The 26468-nt window shown below is 38.8% G+C and carries 27 protein-coding genes, 1 tRNA gene and 1 pseudogene; 13 read left to right on the top strand and 16 right to left on the bottom strand.

Annotated features, from left to right (window positions below):
• Positions 1–94: 94 nt before the first annotated feature.
• Positions 95–661 (bottom strand): YbaK/EbsC family protein, encoded by a 567-nt coding sequence (locus CVS93_RS00150; protein WP_107686120.1) that lies wholly within the window; start codon positions 659–661, stop codon positions 95–97.
• A 64-nt stretch (positions 662–725) separates the two neighbouring features.
• Between CVS93_RS00150 and ung the strand changes: the two genes are divergently transcribed.
• Positions 726–1418, top strand: a complete 693-nt coding sequence (ung, locus tag CVS93_RS00145; protein WP_107686119.1) for a uracil-DNA glycosylase — start codon at positions 726–728, stop codon at positions 1416–1418.
• Between the two features lies 1 nt (position 1419).
• On the opposite strand, the gene CVS93_RS00140 is transcribed toward ung, so the two are convergent.
• Complete coding sequence (locus CVS93_RS00140; protein WP_107686118.1) at positions 1420–1713, bottom strand: hypothetical protein; 294 nt, start codon at positions 1711–1713, stop codon at positions 1420–1422.
• 80 nt (positions 1714–1793) lie between these two features.
• On the opposite strand from CVS93_RS00140, the gene CVS93_RS00135 reads away from it, so the two are divergent.
• The 4 genes from CVS93_RS00135 to CVS93_RS00120 all read left to right on the top strand — a co-directional run bounded on the left by CVS93_RS00135 (position 1794) and on the right by CVS93_RS00120 (position 6170).
• Entirely contained in the window at positions 1794–2321 is a 528-nt protein-coding gene (locus CVS93_RS00135) for a pyridoxamine 5'-phosphate oxidase family protein (protein WP_107686117.1), read from the top strand.
• 28 nt (positions 2322–2349) lie between these two features.
• Entirely contained in the window at positions 2350–3516 is a 1167-nt protein-coding gene (locus CVS93_RS00130; protein WP_234400067.1) for a replication-associated recombination protein A, read from the top strand.
• Positions 3517–3581: 65 nt separating this feature from the next.
• On the top strand, positions 3582–4232 hold the full coding sequence (locus tag CVS93_RS00125; RefSeq protein WP_107686115.1) for an ATP-dependent DNA helicase RuvA: 651 nt from the start codon (positions 3582–3584) through the stop codon (positions 4230–4232).
• A 519-nt stretch (positions 4233–4751) separates the two neighbouring features.
• On the top strand, positions 4752–6170 hold the full coding sequence (locus CVS93_RS00120) for an alanine/glycine:cation symporter family protein (RefSeq protein WP_107686114.1): 1419 nt from the start codon (positions 4752–4754) through the stop codon (positions 6168–6170).
• Between the two features lie 74 nt (positions 6171–6244).
• Here CVS93_RS00120 and CVS93_RS00115 read toward each other — a convergent pair.
• A tRNA-Val gene (locus CVS93_RS00115) sits at positions 6245–6320 on the bottom strand.
• A 404-nt stretch (positions 6321–6724) separates the two neighbouring features.
• On the opposite strand from CVS93_RS00115, the gene CVS93_RS00110 reads away from it, so the two are divergent.
• Positions 6725–6994: a hypothetical protein gene (locus tag CVS93_RS00110; RefSeq protein WP_159071501.1), complete on the top strand. Its 270-nt coding sequence runs from the start codon at positions 6725–6727 to the stop codon at positions 6992–6994.
• A gap of 133 nt (positions 6995–7127) precedes the next feature.
• Here the strand turns inward: CVS93_RS00110 and CVS93_RS00105 are convergent, their stop codons facing one another.
• From CVS93_RS00105 to CVS93_RS00090, 3 genes are all read right to left on the bottom strand, one after another.
• Entirely contained in the window at positions 7128–8015 is an 888-nt protein-coding gene (locus CVS93_RS00105) for a DNA-binding protein (RefSeq protein WP_107686112.1), read from the bottom strand.
• Between the two features lie 66 nt (positions 8016–8081).
• Positions 8082–10355 carry a 5-methyltetrahydropteroyltriglutamate--homocysteine S-methyltransferase gene (metE, locus tag CVS93_RS00100; RefSeq protein WP_107686111.1) on the bottom strand — a complete coding sequence of 758 codons (2274 nt, stop codon included), beginning with the start codon at positions 10353–10355 and terminating at the stop codon, positions 8082–8084.
• A 538-nt stretch (positions 10356–10893) separates the two neighbouring features.
• Positions 10894–12390 carry a C69 family dipeptidase gene (locus tag CVS93_RS00090; RefSeq protein WP_107686110.1) on the bottom strand — a complete coding sequence of 499 codons (1497 nt, stop codon included), beginning with the start codon at positions 12388–12390 and terminating at the stop codon, positions 10894–10896.
• 201 nt (positions 12391–12591) lie between these two features.
• Between CVS93_RS00090 and rpmI the strand changes: the two genes are divergently transcribed.
• Together rpmI and rplT are read left to right on the top strand one after the other, a co-directional pair.
• A complete protein-coding gene (rpmI, locus tag CVS93_RS00085) occupies positions 12592–12783 on the top strand; it encodes a 50S ribosomal protein L35 (RefSeq protein ID WP_107686109.1) in 192 nt (63 codons plus the stop codon).
• Positions 12784–12882: 99 nt separating this feature from the next.
• Positions 12883–13239, top strand: coding sequence for a 50S ribosomal protein L20 (rplT, locus tag CVS93_RS00080; RefSeq protein WP_004317321.1), 357 nt, complete (start codon positions 12883–12885; stop codon positions 13237–13239).
• 227 nt (positions 13240–13466) lie between these two features.
• Here rplT and dapF read toward each other — a convergent pair whose 3' ends face one another.
• Together dapF and coaE are read right to left on the bottom strand one after the other, a co-directional pair.
• Positions 13467–14210, bottom strand: a complete 744-nt coding sequence (dapF, locus tag CVS93_RS00075; protein ID WP_107686108.1) for a diaminopimelate epimerase — start codon at positions 14208–14210, stop codon at positions 13467–13469.
• A 47-nt stretch (positions 14211–14257) separates the two neighbouring features.
• Positions 14258–14854, bottom strand: coding sequence for a dephospho-CoA kinase (gene coaE, locus CVS93_RS00070; protein WP_107686107.1), 597 nt, complete (start codon positions 14852–14854; stop codon positions 14258–14260).
• An 80-nt stretch (positions 14855–14934) separates the two neighbouring features.
• Between coaE and purM the strand changes: the two genes are divergently transcribed.
• Genes purM through CVS93_RS00055 form a run of 3 tightly spaced genes read left to right on the top strand, consistent with a single transcriptional unit; the run spans position 14935 to position 16599 of the window.
• Entirely contained in the window at positions 14935–15918 is a 984-nt protein-coding gene (purM, locus tag CVS93_RS00065; RefSeq protein ID WP_107686106.1) for a phosphoribosylformylglycinamidine cyclo-ligase, read from the top strand.
• Positions 15918–16175, top strand: coding sequence for a hypothetical protein (locus CVS93_RS00060; protein ID WP_103618825.1), 258 nt, complete (start codon positions 15918–15920; stop codon positions 16173–16175). The genes purM and CVS93_RS00060 overlap by 1 nt, the downstream gene beginning before the upstream one ends.
• 1 nt (position 16176) lies before the next feature.
• Positions 16177–16599, top strand: a complete 423-nt coding sequence (locus tag CVS93_RS00055; RefSeq protein WP_107686105.1) for an RDD family protein — start codon at positions 16177–16179, stop codon at positions 16597–16599.
• A gap of 3 nt (positions 16600–16602) precedes the next feature.
• Here the strand turns inward: CVS93_RS00055 and CVS93_RS00050 are convergent, their stop codons facing one another.
• From CVS93_RS00050 to CVS93_RS00020, 7 genes are all read right to left on the bottom strand, one after another.
• Entirely contained in the window at positions 16603–17337 is a 735-nt protein-coding gene (locus CVS93_RS00050; protein ID WP_107686104.1) for a hydroxymethylpyrimidine/phosphomethylpyrimidine kinase, read from the bottom strand.
• A 92-nt stretch (positions 17338–17429) separates the two neighbouring features.
• Entirely contained in the window at positions 17430–17999 is a 570-nt protein-coding gene (locus CVS93_RS00045) for a hypothetical protein (RefSeq protein ID WP_107686103.1), read from the bottom strand.
• Positions 18000–18089: 90 nt separating this feature from the next.
• On the bottom strand, positions 18090–18770 hold the full coding sequence (locus tag CVS93_RS00040) for a response regulator transcription factor (protein WP_107686102.1): 681 nt from the start codon (positions 18768–18770) through the stop codon (positions 18090–18092).
• 1 nt (position 18771) lies between these two features.
• Positions 18772–20421, bottom strand: coding sequence for a sensor histidine kinase (locus CVS93_RS00035; protein ID WP_107686101.1), 1650 nt, complete (start codon positions 20419–20421; stop codon positions 18772–18774).
• Positions 20422–20468: 47 nt separating this feature from the next.
• Positions 20469–21089, bottom strand: coding sequence for a protein-disulfide oxidoreductase DsbI (gene dsbI, locus CVS93_RS00030; protein ID WP_021083796.1), 621 nt, complete (start codon positions 21087–21089; stop codon positions 20469–20471).
• An 8-nt stretch (positions 21090–21097) separates the two neighbouring features.
• Positions 21098–21754 carry a thiol:disulfide interchange protein DsbA/DsbL gene (locus CVS93_RS00025; protein ID WP_107686100.1) on the bottom strand — a complete coding sequence of 219 codons (657 nt, stop codon included), beginning with the start codon at positions 21752–21754 and terminating at the stop codon, positions 21098–21100.
• A gap of 115 nt (positions 21755–21869) precedes the next feature.
• Positions 21870–22616, bottom strand: a complete 747-nt coding sequence (locus CVS93_RS00020; protein ID WP_107686099.1) for a carboxymuconolactone decarboxylase family protein — start codon at positions 22614–22616, stop codon at positions 21870–21872.
• A gap of 282 nt (positions 22617–22898) precedes the next feature.
• Here CVS93_RS00020 and CVS93_RS00015 point away from each other — a divergent pair, with 282 nt between their 5' ends.
• Both CVS93_RS00015 and CVS93_RS00010 read left to right on the top strand, forming a co-directional pair.
• On the top strand, positions 22899–24734 hold the full coding sequence (locus tag CVS93_RS00015) for an aryl-sulfate sulfotransferase (protein WP_107686098.1): 1836 nt from the start codon (positions 22899–22901) through the stop codon (positions 24732–24734).
• A 204-nt stretch (positions 24735–24938) separates the two neighbouring features.
• Positions 24939–25962 (top strand): annotated as a pseudogene (locus CVS93_RS00010) (ABC transporter substrate-binding protein).
• A gap of 200 nt (positions 25963–26162) precedes the next feature.
• Here the strand turns inward: CVS93_RS00010 and CVS93_RS00005 are convergent.
• A partial coding sequence (locus CVS93_RS00005; protein WP_159071500.1) for a hypothetical protein occupies positions 26163–26468 on the bottom strand: 306 nt, incomplete at its 5' end.

Here is a 26468-nt window from a genome sequence, read left to right as displayed (position 1 = left end):
GAAATGAATTTAGCAATTTCTCGTCTTTGCATTATTTAAATTCATTTTTCTCCCGACAATATTTAGTGCTAGGAAGTGGTTAGCCTAGCACTTTTTATTCTGCAAAATTTATTAGCGTTGGCCGTACTATCTTTGTATAATCTTTTGTATTTAAAATAATTGATCTATCAAGTAGCCCCGCATTAAACGCGATCTCATCGTTTCTTTGTAGCAACCTTTCATCAACTACAATGTGTAAATTTTTATGAAAGCTAAATGGTGGCACTGAACCAAAAACACAATCTGTCAATGCTAAAACTTCATCTGGACTAGCTAGGCTTGCCCTTTTGCCGTCAAATTTTTGTGTCAAGCTATCAAGATTTGCTTGCATATCGGCTGGCAAAATAGCCAAGATATAAGCTTTACCAGCCTTCATCGCTGGCTTTTCATCGCTTAGCAAATAATCATTTAGCACATTTTCATCTTTAAAAATTTGCCTAAATTTTTCCTCATCTACTCCTTTTATAGAGCATACCAGCGCCTTTGCACCCTGACTCATCTTCGTGCCTCTTATCTTAGCGACCTCCTCTGAAGTCCTCGCACTCTCATGCTCTATCACTCTAAATTTAGCCCCATTTTTACTAAGAAGGTCATGGATTTTATTAAAAATTTGCTCTGACACCGCTCTTTCCTTTAGATAAATTTTAGTTAAAATTATACCGCTAAAACTTACAAAAGGCAGGAAAATGCAGATAAATTTAGATGATATAAAGATCGAGCTAAGCTGGAAAGAGATGTTAAAAGATGAGTTTTTGAGCGAAAATTTCGCGCGTATCAAAGAAAATTTCTTAAAAGCAAAGAGCACTAGCACCGTCTATCCACCAAGTGCGCTTATATTTAATGCATTTAACCTAACGCCTTTTCACGATGTCAAAGTCGTCATCTTAGGACAAGATCCATATCACGGCGCAAATCAAGCCATGGGGCTAAGCTTTTCAGTGCCTAGTGACGTAAAAGTCCCACCAAGTCTTGTAAATATCTATAAAGAAATTTACGCTGATCTTGGCATAAAAGAGCCAAATAGCGGCAATCTCACAAAATGGGCAAAACAAGGCGTGCTGCTTCTAAACTCAACTTTAAGCGTTAGCGCTGGAGTGGCAAATTCCCACGCTAGCTTTGGCTGGCAAGGCTTTACTGACGCTGTAATAAAAAAGATTAGCCAAAATTTACAAAACGTAGTTTTTATGCTTTGGGGCAACCCAGCCAAGGCCAAAGCACCGCTCATTGACGCCAGCAAGCACCTCATCTTAGAGGCAGCACATCCAAGCCCACTGGCTCGTGGCGCATTTTTTGGCTGCCGTCACTTCTCAAAAGCAAATATCTACCTAGCAAATCACGGTAAAACGCCGATAGACTGGGATCTAAATGTAAAAATTTGATCTATTTTTTTAGATCGTTTAAAAGTTTGTTTGTCTCTTCAAGCTTTCTTTTGCAAAATTTCTCATCTTTGTTTTGCAAAATTATGGCTTCTTGGCCGCTTTGTCTTTGTTTAAAATCATCAAATTTAAGCTCAAAAAGCCTTAACGCCTTTTCATCATTTGCAAGTCGTTTGCTCTCTTTGACATAAAGCTCGTCAAGATATAGCCTGCTTTGCTTGATATATTCATTGCAAACATCGTTTGCATGGACTAAATTTACGCCAAGCAAAATGGCAAAAATAGCTATTTTTTTCATGTTTTTCCTTGAAATTTTTGCGTTATACTAGCCTTTAAGCACTTAAATTTTAAAATGATCTTTCCAAAAAAGGATAAAAAATGAGACGAAAAGATAGAGAACTAAGCCGTGAAGATGGTTTAAAAATCATAGATGAATGTGAATATGCGGTAATTTCATGCGTGGATGATGAGGGAGAAATTTTTAGCGTACCGATCTCGCCTGTTAGAGTTGGTGAAAGCATTTTTATACACGGAGCTACCGCTGGCTGTAAGGCAAAACTACTTCAAAATGGACGAAAAGTGGAGTTTGTCTGCGTTAGTTTTAACAAAGTCCCGCATCTAAGCGAAAGTGAGCTAGATACGATAAAAAACGACGGCAAGGCACTTGGTGGTAAGGTCTTTACAACTGAATATAAAAGCGCCATCACAAAAACAAGAGCCTACGAGGTCGAGGACAAGACCAAAAAGTATGAAATTTTAAAAATTCTTAGCCAAAAATACACTGCCTACGCAATGAGCACCTTTGACGTGGCTGCGGAGTATGGGCTCGGGATCATGAAAATTTACGAGCTAAAGATAGAGAGCCTTAGTGCTAAGGCCAAAATTTTACCAAAACCAGCAAAGTAAAGGAATAAATTTGAGCTCACTTGCACTGATGTTTAGACCAAAAAACTTGGATGAAATTTGTGGCCAAAAGGCAGTTAAAGCGGCTTTTTTAAAATTTATAGCCACCGGCAAGATCCCGCACTCCATCTTTTATGGTCCAGCAGGTTGTGGCAAAACGAGCTTTGCAAGAGCTGTGGCAAGCGGGGCAAACTACGATTTTTATGAGTTTGACGGCGGAAATTTAAAGATAGATGACTTTCGCAAAATTTTAAAAAACTACGAAAACGCCTTAAACAAGCCACTCTTTTTCATAGACGAGATCCACCGCCTTAGCAAAACCCAGCAAGAAGCACTTTTGATCCCCATGGAAAACTACAAAGCCCTAGTCATCGGCGCAAGTACCGAAAATCCCTTTTTCACGCTAAGCTCAGGTATCAGAAGCCGCTCGATGCTCTTTGAGTTTAGACCGCTTAGCAGTAGCGATTTTGAAGACCTTCTTGGCAAGATAAAAGAGCAAATTTCATTTAGCATTGACGAAGATGCCAAAGAGTATCTCTTTAAAAGTAGTGGCGGCGACGCAAGAGCCATGCTAAATTTACTAGAATTTGCCGTCACGCTTGATGAAAATGTGAGCTTAGAAAATTTAAAAACACTACGTCAAAACGCCCTAAAAGAGGGAGCGAAAGAGGATGACACGCACTACGAGCTAGCAAGCGCTTTTATAAAAAGTATGCGCGGAAGCGACGAAAACGCCGTCATATATTACCTTGCAAGACTCATAGACTCTGGCGAGAGTGCTGACTTCATCGCTAGAAGGATGGCGATATTTGCCAGCGAAGACATCGGCAACGCAAACCCAAATGCACTAAATTTAGCCGCAAGCACGCTTAGCGTGGTAAAAGAGATAGGCTTTCCAGAGGCTAGGATAATACTAGCTCAGTGCGCCGTTTATCTAGCCTGCTCGCCAAAGTCAAACTCCAGCTACAATGCGATAAATGCCGCCCTAAGATACGTGCAAAGCGAAGAAATTTTAAAAATTCCGCCATATCTAAAAAACCACACAAAAGAGAGCAAAGACTACCTTTATCCGCATGATTTTGGTGGCTGGGTCGAGCAAAAATACCTAGAAAAACCGCTCGTTTTTTACAAAAGCAAGGGCATAGGCTTTGAAAAGACGCTAAATGAGTGGCTAGATAAAATAAAATCCAAGGGCTAAATTTTGGCTTTACTCTGTCAGATTTATTTATGCCAAGCATAAGAGTAAATTTTAAAGGTATATAGATGAATAAGCAAAATTTAGCATACATCACAAATTTAGAGATAGAAGACGTGCCTTGGAGTAGATTAACAACGACTTATGGTAGAGCAAGCGAATTTCCAGAAATTTTTAAACAGCTTTCGGCAGCGATCGGCGAGAAAAATTTGACACAAAGTTTGACTACCAGCAAGTCAAATAGCGGACAAAATACGGCAAATCCAGCAAATAACAATGAAGCAAAATTTAACGCCAAAGCTGCTTGTGACGTGCTTGATAAAATTTTTAAAGAAATAGAGCATCAAAGTACTTTTTGGCACGCTACGCCTTTTGCACTTGTATTTTTGGCGAGAATTTTTATGCGGGCGAAGTTGGTCGCTGATAACGGCGATAAAAACGAGGTGGCAGAGCTTATCGTATCCCGTCTGGGTGAATTTTTCGCGTTTATGCTTATGGTTTGTGACGATGCTGATAAAATTAATCACGCCGCACCACTGGGCAGCTTTGCTGATATGCTAGCCGAAAAATACCTGTGGCCACAAAGCGACGAAAACGACGAGGAGCTTTGGGAAGAACGCTTTTATGATGATGATTTATTTTATAGTTTTTACTTTTATTCGCGTACAGTCCTTGACACGACCGGTGTGGATTTTAAGCAGTTTAAGCCTATAGAATAGCGTTAAATTTGTGCGGTAAGACTAGAATTTACCATTAAATTTATACTAGAAAGCAAACTTATTGGTAGTCTATAAGGCATTACTAGCTTGCTTAATTTTATAAAAAATCGGCGCAAGGCGGTAAATTTAACCCAGTTAAACAAAAAGCGGGCAAATTTTACAAAGATGACTAAGCAATTTAACGCCAAAGCCTTTTAAACGCTTTTGATAAAATTTTTAGCAAAACTAAGAGCTAAATACGTTTTGCCAAGTTATATCCGCGCAATAAAGATTACAAATTGATTTAAAAAGTCATCTAAAACATACAAAAACATAATTTTAAAAATTATCAATCAAAAAACGCCTTAGAGCGTAAAAATATTGGTCGCAAAATCTTGCTAGTAAAAACGAGTACGCTGCGAGCAAGCCGAAACTAGTACGAAATTTTAAGTCAAGCTAAAAAAATTTTCTTATTTATTTTAATTTTATATTTTTTTAAATATACTCGCTCTCTAAACTACACCAATGAAAGTCAAGAGAATGCCTACAAATTTTGCTGAAATTTTAAATAATTGTGTCGAAAGTATAAATTCATTTCTTTGGGGTCCATACTTCCTTATTGCCCTACTTTGCGGCACTGGACTATTTTTTACTATTAGGCTTAGGTTTGTTCAAATTTTTAAGTTTAAAATGGGCCTAAAAGAGCTTTTTGGGAATTTCTCACTTCACGGCGAAGCTGCTGGCAAGGCTGGCATGAGCCAGTTTCAAGCAGTTGCAACTGCGATCGCAGCACAAGTTGGCACCGGCAATCTAGTAGGTGCGACAACGGCTCTTATCATGGGCGGTCCTGGAGCGATATTTTGGATGTGGTGTGCTGCATTTTTAGGCATGGCTACAAATTTTGCTGAAATTTGTCTAGCTCAAATTTACCGCACAAAAGATGACAGCGGTCACACGATAGGCGGTCCGGCATTTTATATAAGTCGTGGATTAAAGGGAAAATGGGCAAAAATTTTAGCTGGCTTTTTCGCTATCGCTATCATTATCGCACTTGGCTTTATCGGCAATATGGTGCAAGCAAACTCGATCTCAGACGGCTTTAAAGGTGCCTTTGGTATACCTCAGTGGATAACTGGAGCTTTTTTAGCAATCGTCTGCGCAGTTATCTTTATAGGTGGCGTAAAGGCGATCGCAAGAGTGGCTGAAAAGATCGTGCCTTTGATGGCTTTGCTTTATGTAGGTGTTGGACTAATCATTATCGCTTTAAATTTTCACGAAATTCCAGATGCAGTTTTGCTTATCTACAAAGCAGCATTTGATCCTTCAGCTGCGTGGGGTGGAGCGACTGGAGCTAGCATAGCGGCTGCGATGAGATACGGCATAGCAAGGGGTCTTTTTAGTAATGAAGCTGGCATGGGCTCAACTCCGCACGCACACGCCGCAGCTAATGTCAAACACCCGGTCGATCAAGCAGTACTTGGCATAATGAGCGTATTTGTAGATACTTTTATCGTTTTAAATATCACCGTTTTTGTAGTGCTTACTGCAAATGTTATTAGCTTTGAAAATGGCAAAGCAGTCTTTACAGGCATAACTTTAGTGCAAGAAGCCTTCTCATCGCATATCTTTGGTAGGGTTGGCGGATATAGTTTCGTAGCTGTTTGCCTATTTTTCTTTGCATTCACAACAATTCTTGGATGGTACTATTTTGCTGAGATCAATGTGCGCTACCTTTTTGGCGCAAAGGCGGTCAGGGCGTTTCAAATTTTGGTAGTCGTTTTTGTATTTTTGGGAAGCTTGCAAAAGGTTGATTTTGTCTGGAGCCTAGCAGATATGTTCAATGGCTTGATGGTCGTACCAAATTTAATTGCCATCATCATTTTAAGCCCTATCGTGGCAAAGCTTTTAAAAGATCACGATGCTGGCAAAGAGTATGATGTGAAAGATTATTTGAAATAAATCTTTACCACATCTTTAGAAAATTTACTAATAATTAATTTTTAAATCTCTTGTTTGGGATGTTTTGTTAGAAGTGGTGGCCCCGAATGGACTCGAACCATCGACCACTACCATGTCAAGGTAGTGCTCTACCAACTGAGCTACGGGACCAAAGATTTGGGATTATATTTTATTTTCTATTTTATTTAGCTTAATTTTTTAGTAATTAAATTTATTTATAAGTAGCAAATTTGATGGATAAATTTAGAATTAGCTAACGCTTGCTTCGCAGTTATCGGTAAAGATGAAAACTACCCAGTCAATATCGGCAACTCACAAGTTATCGTCACAAAAACCCCTTGGCACTCCTAAAGAGCTAAAATGTGTAAGCTTTAGAAATTATCTTTAGTACTGAAGCCAACATATAAAATTCATGAGAGAAAGATACTGGAGCAAAAAATTAATGCTAAGAAAAAATTTTTCAAAGATAAGTATAACTCTACAAAAGATGAAGAGGAATTTTTAAAACAAAAGGCTAATAAGAATAATACAAAACCTGTTGGTGGGTTGACAGATTGATAAAAAGAGTCTTGCTACTCTCAAGCAACCTTGAGCGAAATATCATCATAAAACGCATCGCTTTACTACTAGGGTTTAGGATGATCCAGCTAAAAAAAGTTAACAAGGTTATCGGTATCTTTGAGAGTAGTAATAGACATGAAAAATTAAACCTCGAACTAGTTAAATTTATAAGAAATAGTCAAAATATCTCTCTCATTACGCTTTTGCAGAGCAAAAACACCACTAGCGTTTTTAAGGAAATTTACTACGCTAGGAAATTTTAGATCAATGCAAAAGCAAGAATGGATTAGACCACTCGTACGAGATATAAGAGAAATTCCTACCATTTACTTAGGGTACTGGATATAAGATATAGCGAAACTTCAAATCAGTTAAACTTTAACAGCTCTTAATAGATCAAAACACCTCTCTCATCTTATGTGTTAGCTCTAGACTCGCTTCGATCTCGGCTCTTTTTGCCATTACACTTTCAACATTGACTCCGATATTTATACCAAGTTTTTTAGCAAATTCATAAAGCTCTACAAAATTTTCAAGGCAAATTTGTGATGCCGTGGCTAAAAAATCATCACTCTGAAGCATCCTTTTTTCGCTCTTTTCATCAACACTTATTCCAAGCCACTTGATAAACTCTAGCGTTTTTGGCGTGCCACAAGTCGTAAAGGTTAAGATAATAGGCAAATTTAGCCCGCTTTTTGCCACGCTTGTTAGTAAATTTTTAGCCAAATTTATATCAAAAACTGCCTGCGAGATGAAAAATTTTGCTCCCATTTTGGCCTTTTGGCTCATCCTTTGCTCTTCATCGCCCTTTTTAGCGTGCCTCTCAGCTATGCAAACACCGCCCACTACAAGCTCTTTAAACTCATCTCTAGCGATCTCATAAGCACGCTCTAGGCTCATTTTAGGCTCTATCTTGCCAGAAGCAACGCCGACAAAGACATTTATGTCACTACTACTTTTGGCTAAATTTGCTCTAAATTCACTCTCGTTATATTTATTCGCGACCCTATAAAATATACTTGGCGTCTTTAAATTTAGGTATTTTGAGTAGTAAATTTCAGGGCTTAATGTATCGCTAAATTCAAAAGTTCGCTCGCTTTTTATGCGGCTACTTTCATCTTGGATCTCGTAAAGCACCAAGCCATCAGCCTGCACATCTGTAATCCTCTTGTCCCATTTTGCAGCGATCTCTTTAAGCTTCACCTCGTCAAATTCAGCCTTTGGAGGCGTTAGGCCATAAAGCACTATGCCACTTTCATTGTTTATGATCTTATCTTTTAACATTTTCTAACTTTTTTTGAAATTTAAACGGAGTTTAGCGCCTAGGCTTGCTAGACGCTAAAATTTGTATTATAGACCTCTTACGATCTTGACGGCTTCTACCATGTTTTTAAGGCTTGGCTCGACCTCTTCCCATTTTCTAGTTTTTAGGCCACAATCTGGGTTGATCCAGAGTTGCTCTTTTGGCAAGACTTCAAGTAGAGCTTTGATCTGAGCGACGATCTCCTCAACACTTGGCACACGCGGGCTGTGGATGTCGTAAACGCCAGGTCCGACCTCTTGTTTGTAGCCAACGGCTTTGAAAATTTTAAGTAGTTCGTTGCCGCTTCTTGCAGTCTCGATACTAATAACATCAGCGTCCATTGCCTCAATGGTCTTAATAATATCGTTAAATTCAGAGTAGCACATATGCGTGTGGATCTGAGTTTTTGCTTCAGCCGAGCTTACTGAAAGCTTGAAGCAATCAACCGCAAATTTCTCATAAGCTGGGATATTTTCAGCTCTTAGCGGATAGCCCTCTTTAAATGCTGCCTCATCGACTTGGATCACTCTGATGCCCGCATTTTGAAGGTCTGCGATCTCGTCGTAGATACAAAGCGCAAGCTGTTTTGCTACCTCGCTTCTTGGAAGATCGTCACGCACAAAGCTCCAGTTTAGCATAGTCACAGGACCTGTTAGCATGCCCTTCATTACGTGTTTTGTAATACTTTGAGCGTATTTCATCCACTTAACAGTCATCGGCTCTGGGCGGCTTACGTCACCAAAGAGAAGTGGTGGCTTGACGCAGCGGCTGCCGTAGCTTTGTACCCAGCCATTTTGGCTAAATGCGTATCCACTGATCTGCTCGCCAAAATACTCAACCATGTCGTTTCTCTCTGGCTCGCCGTGTACTAGCACGTCTAGGCCGATATCTTCTTGAAATTTCACGCACTCATCGATATATTTTTTGATACCAGCTTCATAAGCAGCTGCGTCGATCTCGCCTTTTTTGAAATTTTGGCGAAGTACACGAAGATCAACCGTTTGAGGGAAGCTACCTATCGTTGTTGTAGGCAAAATGCCGTATTTTAGTGTTTCGCGTTGAATTTTGATGCGGTCTTCAAATTTCTCGTCACGCTCAAATTTGCTTAAATTTTTGATGCGGTTTTGAACGCTATCAGAGTGGATGAGCTTTGAAGTAGCGCGGGTTTTAACAGCATTTTTGTTCTCTTCGTAAATTTTTGTTTCGCTCTCATCAAGCTTCTCACCATTTGCTAGTTTTGTGATGATCTTGATCTCATCAAGCTTCTCAACCGCAAAACTTAGCCAGCTTTTGATCTCAGGGTTTAAGTTTTCTTCATATTTTAGAGTATATGGCACATGAAGAAGTGAGCATGAAGTGCCGATGTAAAAGTCTTTGCCGCCTATTTTTTCTGAAATTTCATGAACAAGTTTTACTTTTTCATCGATGTTGCTTTTCCAGATATTTCTGCCGTCGATCACGCCAGCAAATAGCGTCAAATGGCTGTTTTTGATAGTCTCAAGTGCTTCGAAATTTCTCTTGCCATGGATGAAGTCAAGTGCGATGCCGTAAATTTTAGTTTTAGCCACTTCGCTAACTGCTTTAATCGCATGCTCAAAATATGTCGCAAATACGATTTTGATATTGCTAGCAACGCCTGTTAGCTCGTTATAGACCTTTGTGATAAGTGGCAAAAGATCGCTTTCGTTTTTGTCTGTTACAAAGATCGGCTCGTCAAACTGCACTAAAATTTCATCATCAAGCTTAGAAATTTGCTCAAGTAACTTTTTGTACTCGCCTACAAGCGCGTCAAGATGCTTAAATGGGCAGCTGCCGTCAGTCGTCTTTGAAAGAGCCAAAAATGTGATAGGGCCGATCAAATTTACCTTACCTTTTACGCCGTTAGCCTTTGCTTCTTTGTATTCATTTAAAATTTTGTCCGCTTTTAGGCTAAATTTACTCTCGCTGCTAAGCTCTGGCACTATGTAGTGGTAGTTTGTGTTAAACCACTTTGTCATCTCCATCGCAACGCCATTTTTATTGCCTCTTGAGCAAGCGAAATATTGCTCTGAACCACTTAAATTTGCAAATCTTGGAGGTGTAGCGCCAAAAGCGATGATGTTATCAAGCATTAGGTCGTAAAATGAAAAATCATTAACGCTAATAGCCGAAATACCAGCGTCTTGTTGATATTTCCAGTGTCTTTGACGAAGCGTCTTTGCAGTCTCTTGCAAATTCTCTTCACTAAAGCCCTCTTTACCAGCCCAAAAGCCCTCTAATGCGCGCTTTAACTCTCTTTTTTCTCCGATTCTTGGAAAACCTAAAACATAACTTTTTATCATTTTTATCCTTTTTAAATTTCTATTTTTAAATTAAATCTGTGCCCTGCACAGCAACCTTGAATATTTTTATGCAGGGATAAGGGGGCTAGAATTATGAAACCGCCCCCTTATCCCTGCGACCCAAACCCCCAGCATGTTCAATGTTGTTGTGCTGCGCACAAGTCTGGGTCACCCAAAACGAGGTGGATGACACCCGCTTCTTCTTAAACTAAAGTAAAATTTATAAAAAACCCTGCTAAAAAGATCCTTGCCAAATTTCAAGCATTGCTTAGCTTTGCTATTAAAAATGCAGTTACAATGCAACGGACCTGCTAGCAAAAATGGATTTATATCAATATGAAAAAATGTAAAATCGTTTAAAAATTTGCGTGATTTTTGAAAATCGCTGATATGTTTTTTGCCAAGATTAATGAGCTTTATGCATGGGACAAGGCATCAGCGTTTTTCCTTTTGTAGTGAATTTTTGTTGCATTATAAACGCTCTTTGCCAAATTTTTGTTTAAAGTTTGGGCGCTACTAAATTTCACGCCCAAAATTTTTAGTCTTTTTTGCCTTTATTTAGGGATTTTAACTTAGCGTCCATATCAGCTGTAAGCATAGTAAAGACTTTGTTTGTAAGCTGCTGAGTTAAATCCTTAGCCTCTTGCATTGTCTTTTGACTAAATTCATTTAAGAGTTTGTCTGCTTTTTTCTTATCTTTTTTGTAAAGCTTCATGTACTCATCTTCAAATTTAGCTTGTTTTACCGCCAACTCCTTTTCAAATTTAGCGTAGGCCTCTTTTACCACTGGCGAATACTTCTCATAATCGGTCATCACAAGGGTTTGAAGCTTTCTATAAACCCAGTATATCGAAGTATCATCAGCGTCATAAGAGCCATCAGAGTAGCCTTTTATAAAGCCATCAAGCCCCTCGTAATACGGCAAATAAACGCTAAGATCAGCCATGCCAAGAGCGACGTAGGTCACACGGCCGATCTCTTTTGGTAGCCATGGGCGCACCTGCATGACGTGAGACTCGTATGTTCTAAAGACGCTTATGGCGCGGTAGATGTTTTTCTTATCTTCATATTTGCTGGCGTAGTTATCAAACGCAGTACCGTTGTAGTGGGCTCTCATCGCAGATTTTAGGTCTTCAACACTTAGTTTTTTCTCTGGTTTTAAAAATACTGGGAATTTCTGACCATCGGCGAAGTCTTGTTTTAGACTTGGGTTAAACATGCTTTGCACCCAGCAAACACGTGGGTAGTTGTAAGTCACATCCCTCTCATCGTCCCTTGTATAGGCCTTTGTGAAGTTAAATTCGCCATCTTTTGCAGGGTCATAAGTCTTGTTATCGATTGCAAATTTGATCACATCTTTTGCACCCATGAAATTTGGATCGTTCTCTTTATAGTTTTGAAGTCTGCCTTGATTTGCCGTGACGAAATACTCATCTGGAGCGATCTTTGTAGCGATCCATTTATGGCCTGTGCCTGTTTCAAAGTACCAAAGCTCGTTTGCGTCGATAAATACCACGCCAAAGCCCTCTCCAGCGCCCTTAGTCTCCACTATCTCGCCAAGGAGCTTAACACCCTCTTTTGCACTCTTCATACGTGGCAAAAGCACGTCTGGGATGTCATCTTCTGTGATGCCACTCTCTTCGTTATATGGGTCGATCTTTAAAAGCTCGTCTTTTGCGTAAATGGTCTCGGTGCCACTTAGTCCAACGCCAGCTTCATTGTAGCCGACCGCTCCGTGAAGTTTTGTGTGAGAGTTCGCGATGGTTGTGTATCTCATACCATCTTTTGGAAGCGGATATGTAAAGTCATTTGCGCCATCATGTGCCTTTGAACTGTGCATGCCAGTTTGATTTTTTGTGGCCGGATGGATCAAAAAGACTTGTGCCTTTACAGCCTTACTATCCGCACTCCTAGCAACCAGCATGGAGCCGTCGTTTGAAGCTTTATCTCCTACTAAAATGGTAGTGCATGCCAAGCTACTTGTGCCTAAAATCGCACTCATAGCAACAATTGATGCAAGAATTTTGCCTTTCATTTTTACTCCTTTAGTGAAATAAAATTTCTTTGTGTGATTATATGCAATTTTTAATAATTTAATTATAAATTTTAAAACTTTTTTAAGTTTAATGTAAATTTATTGCAAATTTTGTCTAAGTGAAATTTAAATTTTCTAAAGGATTTTTCGCTATAATCCAAAACTTACGCAATTGCGTATAAAATTTCAAAAAGGATTAGCATGCCAAAGATGAAAACCGTTCGCGGTGCTGCTAAGCGCTTTAAAGTAGGTAAAAATAAGATAAAAAGAGGCTCTGCTTTTAGAAGCCATATCTTAACAAAAAAACCTAGTAAGCGCATGAGAGATTTGCGTGGCCCACAATACGTGGATAGCACAAATGTCTCAGCTGTTCGCAAAATGCTCGGCGTATAAGCAGCGTAGATTTAAGTTTTTGACAAAAAAGTCATTCAAACTCCCCCAAATTTAGGGGCAAGACTCACTTTATGAGCGCCAATTTGTAAAAGGATAAATATGGCAAGAGTAAAAACGGGCGTAGTTAGAAGAAGACGCCATAAGAAAGTTTTAAAGCTAGCACGTGGCTTTTTCAGTGCTAGACATAAACACTTTAGAAAAGCTAAAGAGCAACTAGAGAGAAGTTTAGTTTATGCATACCGCGACAGACGCCAGAAAAAACGTGATTTCAGACGTTTATGGATCGTTCGTATCAACGCAGCTTGCAGACTAAACGACATTAGCTATTCAAGATTTATCAATGGCTTAAACAAAGCCAAGATCGAACTTGATAGAAAAATTTTAGCTGATCTAGCTATGAATGACGCGAAGGCATTTGCGGCACTTGCAAAACAAGCAAAAGATGCTTTGAAATAACACCTTTTCTCTGCTTCGGCGGAGATCTTCTTTTTTTTAAATTTCTATTCAAATTTTTATTAAAATTTATTTTTCGAGTTTTTAACTTAGTTATTTTGTATTCAAATTTTAAATAATACCACTATAAAATTTTACTTCATCAGCTAGGTACAAATTTAGTAATATAAATTTGAAAAATTTGCTTACCATAACTAGCTAAGAGTAGGCCTTAAAACTCGTTCTAAAAGCTAAATTTCGATACTCGTATCAAAGCAGTGTTTAACCGCTCCACTAAATAAGATTTTGCCGTTTTCTAGCCTAAGGCCAAGCTCTTCGCCGCTTTTTGGATAGACTTTTAGACATTGCGCTGCGTTTAAATTTAAAGTAGCGCCGTAAAAGCAAGCCGCCATGCCAGTGCCACAAGCTAGCGTCTCATCCTCCACGCCCCTTTCGTAGGTTCTCACCTTTAAAACTCCGCCATCAAATTTGGCTAAATTTACATTTGCATTGTATTTTTGACGAAGCGCCCTGCACTCTTTGACGTCAAATTCATCTAAATTTTGCGTGAAATTTACAAGATGAGGCACGCCAGTATCGTAAAAATACCAAGTTTTACCATTTTCATTTAGTGGCTCGCTTAAAATTTTTGGACTTGTTAGCACGACCTCAACGCACTCACCTTTAACGCTTGCCATCACTTCACCGCTACCAGTTAGCAAGGCAAATTCGTTTGATCTTACAAGGCCATTTAGATAGGCATATCTAGCAGCCGCGCGCGAGCCGTTGCCACACATCGCAGCGTAGCTTCCGTCGCTGTTATAAAACTCCCATTTTACGCCCTTTTCGTAAGGTAAAAGCACGATGAGCCCGTCAGCTCCCACGCCGTTTGTTCGGCTGCAAATCTGCCTCGCAAGCTCACTTCTATCTTTGTTCAAAAATGTATGAAATATGACAAAATCATTGCCACTAGCGTTGTACTTTGACACTTGCATTATTTTTCCTTTAAAATTGCTCTACTTTTTGCCAAATTTATATAAACTCAGCCACAAATTTGCCTTAGAAATTTCTCTAGTTCTTGCTCTAAATTTTCTTTATCGCCACTATTATCTATTATAAAATTTGCTTTTTTTCGCTTTTGCTCAATATCTATCTGAAGCTCCACTCTTACTTTTGCTTCTTCTAATTTTAGACCGTTTCGGTTCATTAAGCGGCTTAGCAAAAGCTCTTTTGGCGCGTAGATCACGGCTACATTTTTAAACTCATCGTAGCGATCCTCTTTTTCAAAAAACAAAGGGATATCGACAAAATAAACCTGCCCCAAGCACTCAAGCTTCGTAGCGCGAGATAGAATTTCTTCCTTTATCTTTGGATGCAAAATTTGCTCTAAAATTTTTAATTTTTTTGGATCATTAAAAACAATGGCACCAAGTTTTTGCCGATTGATCTTGCCAACTTCGTCTAAAATTTGCTCTTTAAAAACTCTCGCTATCTCACATTTACAAATTTCAAGCTGCTCATGAGCGATTATGTCCGCATCAATCACGCTAAAGCCTCGTTCTTTTAGCAAATTTATAGCCGTGCTTTTACCGCTAGCAATAGAGCCTGTAATGACATAAGCGTTTGGAAATTTCTGCAAACTCGCTCCATTTTTGAAAATTGATGACAATTTTAGCAACTTTTGGCTAAAGTTTTAAAAAATTACAAAAAAGGGCAAAGATGATAAGCTATAAAGATGCTGGAGTGGATATAGATGCTGGAAATAGCTTTGTTGAGGCGATAAAGCCTTTCGTAAAATCTACGCAAACACCAAACGTCATAGGCGGCATTGGGTCATTTTCAGGAGCGGTCAGACTACCAAGTGGATATAAAAATCCAGCTATTTTAGGCGCAACTGATGGCGTTGGCACAAAGCTTCGCCTAGCTATCGACGCTAAGAAATTTGACGGCGTGGGCGAGGATCTAGTCGCAATGTGCGTAAATGATCTCATCTGCAACTTCGCTACACCACTCTTTTTCCTTGACTACTACGCAACAGCAAAGCTTGAGATAGAGAGCGCCAAAGAGGTGGTAAAAAGCATCGCAAATGGCTGCAAAAAGGCTCAGTGCGCACTTATCGGCGGTGAGACAGCGGAGATGCCATCGATGTATGAAAAGGGCGACTTTGACCTTGCTGGATTTGCCGTTGGTATCGCCGAGGCTGACGAGATCGATAGAAGCAAATTTGTAAAAGCAGGTGATGTTTTAGTCGCGCTTCCTAGTAGTGGCCTGCACTCAAATGGCTTTTCACTAGCAAGAAAAGTAGTTAGCGAGCTCGGACTAAAATTTGATGAAAAAGTAGGTGAGCGAAAGCTTATCGACGTGCTTCTTGAGCCAACTAGAATTTACGTGAGCGACTTTTTAAGATTAAAAGATAAGATTACGGCAATGGCTCACATCACCGGTGGTGGCATAGTTGAAAACTTACCTCGCGTCTTTCCTGCTGGACTTGGTGCGAAGGTGCAAAAAAGTGCTGTAAAAACGCCTGAAATTTTTAAAATCCTCGCTCAAAAAGTAGAAGAAAGCGAGATGATGAGGACTTTTAACATGGGTGTTGGTATGATATTAGTTGTGCCAAAAGAAAACGTTGACGCTGTCCTAGCTAGCAGCGATGGCTACGTGATCGGCGAAGTAGTAAATGGCAAAGGTGTAGAGCTAATTTAATGCAAGAAAATAGCAAAAAATGCTTGCTAAAAACCGAAAATAAGAGCTTTTTTGATCTTAGTATTTATGAATATATAGGCTGTTTTGGTGTACTAGAAAGCGATATCAAAAAACTTGATCTCTATAATCACTGGTGCAAAGTCTCACGTGCCTCTACTATGCTCTGCGTCACGCATGATAATGGCGAGAGTGACAACCTAGTCTATCTATACGACTGGGAGAAATTTAGCCGTATCTACATAAATACAGGAAATTGAGTTGGCGAAGCAAAAGGCAAAAATCGCACCTGTTTGGGCTAGAGCAAAGGCCTTTATCATCGATCTTTTTATCATCGGTATGCCTATATTTTATGCGACAACATATCTTGTGCTTGATGGCAAAGAGGCATTTTTGCATAACCAAATTGCCATTTTTGGTGCAAATAGCTTGATCTCACTTATAATGTGCTTTTTTTTTAGCATAAAAGCACAAACTCCGGGCTACAAAGCACAAGAAATTTATCTGATAAACCTAAAAACCGGTAGAAAACTAAGCTTTTTTCACACCATCTTGCGCCAAATTTGCTTTGCCTTTGCTGGCTTTAGCATACTTGGGCTTTGCCTTTGTTTCTTTAGAAAAGATAAACTAAATCTGCACGACATCATCACTCACTCAGCTGCCGTGCAAAGATCAGAGGGATAAATTTTACTTCGCTCCATGCCAAAGTAGGCGGTTTTTGCCAAGCTTTGTATCAATGCTCTCTTTTATGATAGAGCAAATATACTCTTTTGAAAGTTGTATAGACTCCTCCAAGCTCTTGCCCTTTGCTAAAAAGCAAGCAAGTGCAGTTGAAAAGCTACAACCAGTTCCACTCATTACAAGCGGATTAACAAGTGGGGTTTTAAAATTTCTTAGTGAGCCATCTTTTTTATAAAGTGTGTCTATGCTGCTATCTTCGCTGATATGTTTTTTTACGATGACGTCACAAGGCAAATCTTTATAATCATCACCAAAAAGCACATTTGCCTCATCTAAATTTGGAGTAGTTACCGTAGCTAAGCTCATTAGATCTTTTAGCTTTGTCACCGCACTATCTTTTATAAGCTTGTGTCCGCTTTTTGAGACGCAAACTGGATCAAGCACTACTTTGGTATTTTGAGTTAGTAAAAACTCATGCACCACCTCCATGATCTCTTCACTAAATAACATGCCTATCTTAATCGCATCAAAGCTAAATTCTTCCGCAAGTGTACAAAGCTGATCTTTGACAAAACTAGGTTCTAAGCAAACTACACTCTTTACAGCATCCGTAGTCTCAGCGACCAAAGAAGTTACCGCTGTTGCACTATAACAATTAAGCCTAGCACATGTTTTTATATCTGCTTGAAGCCCAGCTGTGCCGCTATTACAAGAGCCTGCGATGATTAGAATTTTTTTCATCGTTTTCCTTTGAAGTTTTTGGCTTATTATAGAGGATATTAGATAAATTTGAGTTTTTTAAAACAGAAGAAATTTGAGCAAAAAGCTCAAATTTATGAAAGTTTATTTAAGTCGTTATCGATATCTATATATATCGTAGTTGCGTTAAGATTTGTATGCTCAAAGCTAGTATCTACCTGCTTGTCACTCTCTTTATGTTCATTCATTTTAGCTAAAAGATCATCTTCTCTTAATCCATGCTCATTTGCTAAATTTGGATCTATTTCATTAAAACTAATACTTACGCTAGCCTCATCATTTAGCTCTTCTTGCTCTAAATTGGTTGCACTAAGGATATCATCTACTTTTTCATTTATATGATCTAAAATCGATACATAATCATTGCCAAGAAGCGCTTTAAACAATGCGTCAGTATCTATGCTAGACTCACCAATATCATCGCTCACTACGCTGCTATCTAGCCAAAGAGTATCGTATCCGTTTATTGATATATCTTGTCCATCATTTGCAGTGATTGTAATGCTTGCACTTTCGCTCTCGCCCTTTATAGCCTCTCCGATATATACTTTATCATTTACGTCTAAAACTCTTACATGATCATTTTGGTCTATCGCTATAACATCAGATGAAACACTTTTAACTATACCAGCTACTGCTGCCATCTTTATTCCTTATTTTTATTTGTCGGTATTTTAGTATATTTAATTACTTTTGTATATTGTACTATGGTACAAGGTGGCGATAATTCCAAATCATTCAGATTTTGTGATTAAAATATATCCACTCTCGCTAATATTTTTAAATTTCACACCAAGCTCACGCTTTAGACGAAGTATTACATTTTGGATAGCTGCCTTGCTAACATCGCTTTCATAGACAAATTCTTCTATCATCTCATAAGTAACTAGCTTATTTAGATTATAAGCAAAGAGCCAAAATATCTTATTTTGCAAAAAACTAAGATAAATTTCAATGCCATTTTTATAAATTTTCTCTCTTTTTAAATTTATACTCACCTCATCACTTAAATAAACTAGCTTTTCATCTCGTTCAAAACTTAAACTAATAAGCATTGCTCTAAGATCCTTCATATCAATAGGCTTCTTTAAAAAGAGCATCGCCCCTTCCTCCATGCTTTTTATCAAATTTTCATCGCTATCATAAGAGGTAAAGACGATAAATTTTTGGTGCGGCTTTGTACGTTTCATCTCATTCATCATCTCAAAGCCATTAAGCACTGGCATGTGAATATCACTCATCACAATATCAAAACCTTGCTTTTTAAATTTCTCCACGCCATCTTGTCCATCGCAAGCACCAATTACCTGTTCGCAATAAGGCTTAAGCCCACTAATAATAAGCTCTCTTGCCATATCGTCATCTTCGACTACCAATACGGACGTCTTTTTTAAAATTTCTAAGACTTCTTGCATTTTAGTCCTTTAAATTTATATCAAAACTTAACTCAAACACCGTTGGCTTTGCGTTATTTACGAGCCTTACGTCGCCATTTAGCTTTTCTTGCGCTAGCTTTTTAGCAAAATAAAGCCCTATGCCATTTCCTTGCTTTTTGGTGGTATTTAGCCAAGTAAAAATTTTCTCACTCATTTGCTTGCTTACGCCATTCCCATTGTCATAAACTCCGATGTAGCACTTATCTTCAAAGCTTCTAAATTTTATCTCGATGATACGTTTTAGTGGCTCATCTTTGTAGCTTTCGACAAGTGAGTCTTTTGCGTTGTGTATTAGGATTAGTAAAATTTGTTGGATTATATTTTCTATCTGACGAACTTTTTGTTCGTTAAAGCCGCTAAATTTTACACTAACATTTGCACGGCTTAGCTCTGTGTGCATGAGAGTTATTAGGTTTTTAATGCTTGTTTGTATCTTAAATTCGCTCACATTTTCAGCGCTTTTGTAAAAATTCCTAAAAATTTCAATAGTACTTGAAAGAAGTTTGACTGAGCTTTGTCCTTTTTCAAGTAAATTTATTAGCTCCTCATCGCTTAATTTACCTTCTTTTTTTAACATTATGCACGAGCTTAGCATTAGTTTTAGCGAATTTACTGGCTGAATGAATTGATGATTGATACCACTTATTAGCTCGCCAGCCTCACTCATTTTGGCTCTATGAGTTAGCAATGTTTCATACTCATCTTGTATCTTTTTTATCTTGTTATACATAAAATTATGAAGAATATTTGCTAAAAATGTGAGCGCAACGAAGGCAAAGAGCAAGCTTAGAGCATTCTTTAAAGCTTCTTTTGTTAAAGCTGAAATTTCCTCTTCATTATTTGTGCCAGCTCCTATGAACCAATTTATCGTTGGTATCTCAGCTACTTGGATTAAATTTTGTCCTATTTTTAAGCTTGTAATGTCTTCGTCTTTTAAAAACAACTCTTTAAATTTCTCCTCGATCTCTTTTTTTAAAGCAAGATCAGGTATCGATGTTAAAATTTCACCGCTATGAGTTACTAAAAATGAGTAAGAATTTGGCGCAAGGCTAAAATTTTTAATGCTGTTAAAGATATTTTCTATACGCACAACGCCACAAAGTGCTGCTTTAAATTTCGCTTGTTTTGTGACTGGAACGCATAAATTTAGAGTTGAGCCTTTTAAAATTTTATGTTTTTGCATGAAATTTACGCTTGGGGCATTTGTATTTTTTGTCTCGACATACCAGATAAGCCCCGCTCGCTCACGCTTTGACATCACCTCTTCTGAGATCTTTTGCCCATCTACAAAGATCTCGCCGTCCTCTCTTAGAAGCTGCATGAGATCAAATTCTTTTGCATTTTCTTTAAAGAGCTTTATGAAATTTGCCACCCTAGTATCGTCATCTATGATGCCAGAGTTTTGGATAAATTTTGACGCACGGATGAGCGAATTTAGACGCTCATCAAGCCAAATTTGAAAGTTGCTAACAATGTTTTTACTAACTGCGATATTGTTTTTATCAGATAGCTCGATGATCTTTTCTTTTGCTTTGTTGTAGCTGTTTAGCCCAAGAAGCACGACAAAGAGGCTTGCTAGCAAGATGATCGCATAAATTTTAATATTTTGTGATTTTAAATTAATACCCATGCGTGCAGTATATCCTAAGTTAGCCCAAAAATAGGGCTAACTAAAATTTAATTTTTAAAAGATAAGAGCTTTGAAACAAGCATAAGTGCAAGCACAACAAAGCAAATGCCAAATCCAAGCAGCGTGCAATCCGCCATCGACATAAATTTAGACGACGGCACAAGATACCAGCCGTCTGCGTAAAGATCCACTATGCTCTTTTGCAAATCGCTTAGCACCGCGCCATCAGGCACCATAGGGCTGTCATATCCGCAGTCGCCTGTAGGCATAAACCAGTCAGGCGCCCACTTCTCAAGCGGCAGACCAAATGGATAGTGCGGCTCAGTCGAGCAGCCCTGCACGCCAAATGGATCATCGCCATGCACTGCGTCGTGGATTTTGGCTAGCTTTACGCTATACATTATGCCCTGCACCGCTCCCCAAAAGGCAAAGACGTAGCCAACTAGAGCAAAGAGCAAATTTTTAGGGTTTATGATAGCGATCACGCCGCCAAGTGCCATGCACAAAAAGGCAAAACGTATATAGACGCACTGCTCGCAAGGCGGCATATAAGCGTAGTTTTGAAAGAGCGAGTGCGCGATAACGACAAGCGCGACGCTTACAAAGACTAAGATCGCCCAAGAGATGCGTGAGTCTTGAAATTTAGCCATTTTTTTAAAAAAGCTCATGTGACGCCTTATTTTTTAAGAAGCTCTTCGATGAGTGCTGCCATGCCATCAAGCGAGCTTATTGATTTTGTCATGATGAGATATTTGCCATTTACGACAAATGCTGGCACGCCTTGAATTTTGGCCACGTCATAGCTCTCATCCCACTTTTTAAGTAACTCAGTCACTTTTGGATTAGCCAGCTCTTTTTCGTAATCTGCTTTGCTAACGCCAGCTGCTTCAAGTCCAGTCTTTAAAAAGCTCTCAGCGTCTTTACCATCGCCCCAGCGCTCTTTTTTGTCGTGATAAGCCTTATAGTAGGCAAATTTAGCCTTTTTAAATAGCGAATTTTCATCAAACAAGCTAATACCCTTTGCCTCGTCCATAACGATAAGCACGGCAAAAACCTTGCTCGCAACCTCGCCGTAATCGCCCTTTGTCTTTAGATGAAATGGTTCGTATTTTAGTCCAGGGATTTTCTCAACTACCTTTGGAGTGACGCTCTTGTCGTACTTGTAACAAAATGGGCAAGCGTAGCTAAAAATTTTAACTAGCGTATTTTGTCCCACACTTAGTGGCTTTTCAAGCTTGACGTAGTCCTCACCCTCGCTAAATGCACTAGCACTAATCGCTCCAGCCACCGCAACAGCAAAGATAGCCTTGCTAAATTTAGATAGAAAACTCATGATAATCTCCTTTAGATGATTTATTTTGAGTTATTCTACAACCAAGCTCAACCGCAAATTTAACGCTAGAATAAATTTTGGCTGAAATTTATAAGATATTGCATTGATCAAAAATTTAATTTTTACTAGAACTTATCTCATTTATTGCTGATAATGCATTTAAAGCACTCGGATAGCCTATAAATGGTATAAGTGTCGTAACAACGCTTATTAGTTTAGCTCTATCGTTGCCGATACCAAAATTTGCAGCAATATGCCCTAAAAGCTGTGGCTTTGCAAAGCCAAGAGTCGTGATATAGACAAATGTCAAAAGCTCTCTAAGCTCTAAACTAAGTCCATCTCTTGCATAAAAATCGCCAAAGCAGTTTTGCGATAAAAACTCCATTATATATTTTTGATCATTTGGCATTGATGCGATAAATTTATCAATCGCTGGGAAGAGTTTTCTTTGTATCTCAAGGCCTCGTTCACCTCTGCCCTCTCTTGATTTTTTAGGCATATTTTCAGGCTCTATATAGCGCTCATTAAAAATTTCATCAGCTAAAAATATCTGATCTTCTACCTTGCCAAGCCCAGCATAAGGCACTGCTTGATATAAAATTTCTCTTATCTCTTTTGCTGATATGCCTACATTTAAAGCGGCCCTAACGAAGCTTTTAAATGAGCTTTTTGCGCCTTTACTCACACAAAGAGAGGCGATGATAACCGAAAGTCTTGTTTTTTCATCAATATTTATCACTTCACCAATATCGCCTAAAAAATTTAAATAATCCTCTAAAAAGCTAGCATTGCTCTCTTCAAGCTCACTTTTTGAACCAAACCAAATTTCATAAATTTTCTTTGCATTGTAAGTTAGTGTCATAAGTTTTACTCCATTGTTTGGGGCTGATTATAAGTGCTTAAGCGTAAATGCTAGCTTAATATCCAAAAAGACAAAAATTTTTAATATAAATTTAGATTTTAAGCCATTATAAAGTTTATCGTGATTTTTATGTTATAAGGTTTTATTACAATTACGAAGGATGCAATATTTTTTATTACTCCTTTTACCTATTTTAAGCCTTGGGCGTTCCAAGGCTTTTTCTAAATTTTATAAGCTTTATGAGTAGAGTTTATAAAATTTAATTTATCCAAAGGAGATGTTATGAAAAAGACTTTGAGTTGTGTTGCGCTAGCTTCCGTGCTTTACTCAAGCGCTTTTGCGATAGGCGGTCCAAGCGGGGCTAAACTAGACTATGCTATCACTGGGCAAATAGGCGAAGTAGTGGTAAATCCATACGATACTGCCCCACTTACAGCAGTCATTAAAAATGGTGGCTATACACTAAGCAACGCCAAAGTAACCATCGTGCCAAAACAAGGCGGTCAGGTGATAAGCTACAAAGTGGCCGACAAACATCTTCGCACACATGGCGGCATACCTGTTTTTGGCATGTATCCTGACTACCAAAATACTGTTGAAGTCGAGTACGATAAGATCTACAAAGGCAAGACCGAGCACATAAAAGAGAGCTATAAAATTTACGCCCCAGCCATCTACCTAGAAAGCTCAGGCACGCCAAATCAAAAGGGCGCACTATTTGATAAGATCGAGGTTACTAAGCCTGCGAGTGCTAAATTTGCTAACCGCCTCTACTACGTAAATAACTTCGTAAATAAAACCGGCAAGGGCACAAAAGTCGTTTGGAACAACCCAGCTGGCGGTGCGATCGAATGGAACTACAGCCCAAATAACTTCATCCTTGACACAAAAGGCGAGGTTAGATGGTATCTTGAGCCAAGCAAAATTTATGATCTAAAACAGCCATTTAACGCTGGCGTTATGATGGGCTTTAAGCAAAATGACGACGGCGCTATGACTTGGGGATACGGCCAAAGATATGCAAAATACGACATCATGGGTAGAGAAATTTTCAACCGCGAGCTACCAGCTAGCTACAACGACTTCTCTCACTCAATGGACGTAGCACAAAACGGACACTACTTCTTGCGCGTGGCAAATGCTGATTATAAAAGAGCTGATGGCAAAAACGTAAGAACAGTGCGCGACGTGATCGTTGAGCTTGACCGCGACGGCAACGTAGTTGATGACTTTAGACTATATGAAATCCTCGATCCTTACCGCGATATCGTGCTAAAAACGCTTGATCAAGGCGCAGTTTGCTTAAACATAGACGCTAAAAAAGCAGGCCACACAGCAAGCTCTGATGAGCTTCAGTCTATGGATACGCATGATAAATGGGGCGACATAGTTGGCGCTGGTCCCGGACGCAACTGGGCGCACGTAAATAGCGTGGATTATGACCCAAGCGATGATAGTATCATCATCTCAAGCCGCCACCAAGACGCAGTTATCAAGATCGGCCGAGATAAACAAGTAAAATGGATAATGGGTGCTCATAAAGGCTGGAGCGATAAATTTAAAGATAAACTCCTTCAACCAGTTGATAGCAAAGGCAACAAAATCGTCTGCGAAGATGAGTACTCAAAATGCCCAGGATACGAGAGCGACAAAGGTGGCTTTGACTGGCAATGGACGCAGCACACAGCATTTAGGATAGATAGCAAGTCTAAAAAAGGCGAAATTTATCTAAGTGTCTTTGACAATGGCGACACAAGGGGCATGGAGCAACCAGCCATCGCTGGCATGAAGTACTCTCGCGCAGTCGTTTATAAGATCGATGAAAAGAAAAAGACCGTTGAGCAAGTCTGGGAATATGGCAAAGAGCGTGGCAAGGAGTGGTACAGCTCAGTTACTAGCCTTACGCAGTATCAAGATGACCTTGATAGCGTGATGGTCTATTCAGCCGTTGCTGGTATGCAGTTTGACATCGCAAAAGGTCGCCCAGTAGGACTTCCTAGCCCGCACATCGATGAGTTTGAGTGGGGCGCAAAAGAGCCTAGCATCGAGATAAAGATGACAAATGCTATGGGCTATCAGGCGTTTCCGTTTAGCTTGCAAAAAGCTTTTGAGAAATAAGCAATCTAACTCTTATATAAATTTCCCTTCCATCTTTTGTGGAGGGGAAATCTTTCTTATAAATTTTAAAAATTTAGCCATTCTTATATCCGATAAAGTTCTTAAATTATAAAAATATATTATTCATAAATTGCATATTAAGGTAGTAATATATATTATTTGTAATCTAAATATAAAAATATATATTTCATAAAAAGGAAGAAAATAAGAAAAATTTTTACTGCCTTAGTGGCGTTAATGGCTGCTTTTAGTATAAATGCAGCTGAGTTTAGAGATGTCAAAGATATGTCTGGCGACATCGTCAAAGTCCCCGCAAAAGTAGAAAAAATCGCTACACTTTGGTATGCGAATAATCAAATCATATTAATGCTAGGCGGCGCGGACAAGATAGTAGCGACCACCGATCTAATCAAAAACAACAAATGGTTTGCGCACGTTTATCCTAGAATTTCAAGCATCCCAAACGGCGTAAACGGCAAAGACTTACAGGTAGAAGAGCTAATTAAACTAAGCCCGGACGTCGTCATAGCCGCCGATAAAAAGAACAAATAAGAGCTAACTAAAAACGGCTTTACCGTACTTTATCCGTCATTTACCAATCATGCGGATATGAAAAGAAGCGTATCTATAATGGCCGAGGTCATAGAAGGCGAAGCGCCGAAGATCGCGGAGAAATTTAACGAGTATTTTGATGGCAACCTTAAAAAAGCGCTAAGCAAAACGGATAAGATCGCTGCGTCAGATAGACCTAAAGTACTTCACATAGCAGACGGTAAAAATTTATTTAAGGTTGACGGCGCAAATACGATCATAGACGAGTGGATAAGGGTAGCAGGCGGCCAAAACGCGGTTCAAAAAGCAGGAAATATGCTTGAAATCAATGCTGAAGAGATACCTAACGCAGATCCCGACGTCATCATCGTAGGCAGAGCCAAAGCTCCCAAAATTTTATAAAAGATATACGAAAATCCTATCTACGCGGGCAACCAAAGCCGTCAAAAATAAAAGAGTTTACGTAAATCCAACTGGCGTTTTTAGCTGGGATAGATACGGCGCCGAGGGAGCATTGCAAATTTTATGGGCGGCCAAGATATTATATCCTGAAATTTTTAAAGATATAGATATAGCAGCTGAAACGAAGAAATTTTATAAAGAATTTTTACACTATGAGCTAAGTAATGATGAAATAAATTACATCTTAAATGGCTTAGACCCAACTGGAAAATAATTTATCCTTACGGCAGTAAATTTATCTACATTTACCGCCAAATTTTAATCCATTTTCAGCCTTTGTTTATCATCCAGACTTACTTGATAAATAACTAAAATTTTGTAGATTTAACACTAATTAAAAATATAAACAATTATGAAAAAATTAATGATAGAAATATCCCAAAGGAATTTCCTTTGGGATTAAAAGTATAGATATTAAAGTACGTGTATTTGATCTTGAACTTCGATTGTAGTTGTACCACTAGTATAAGTAGTATAACCACCAGAACTAGCACCTCTAGTCCAGCTACTTCCAAGAGTAAGCTCATCGTTACTATCACCATCTATTTTTAGCTTATTCTCATTACTATCACGTAATATATCTTGAACATTGCTAGCTGTAAGAGATAAGGTTGTCTTTTCTCCATTAGTCATATCTAGTTTTTCGATATTTTTAACATGGCTAAAGTCTATGCTATTATCAGCTACTTTTAATGTATCAAATCCGGCTCCGCCGTCGAT

Origin of the sequence: Campylobacter concisus (genome assembly GCF_003048535.1) — a bacterium.
Lineage (GTDB): Bacteria > Campylobacterota > Campylobacteria > Campylobacterales > Campylobacteraceae > Campylobacter_A > Campylobacter_A concisus_S.
The sequence above is the reverse complement of the archived record's forward strand: the minus strand, read 5'-3'. Positions and strand labels throughout refer to the sequence as shown.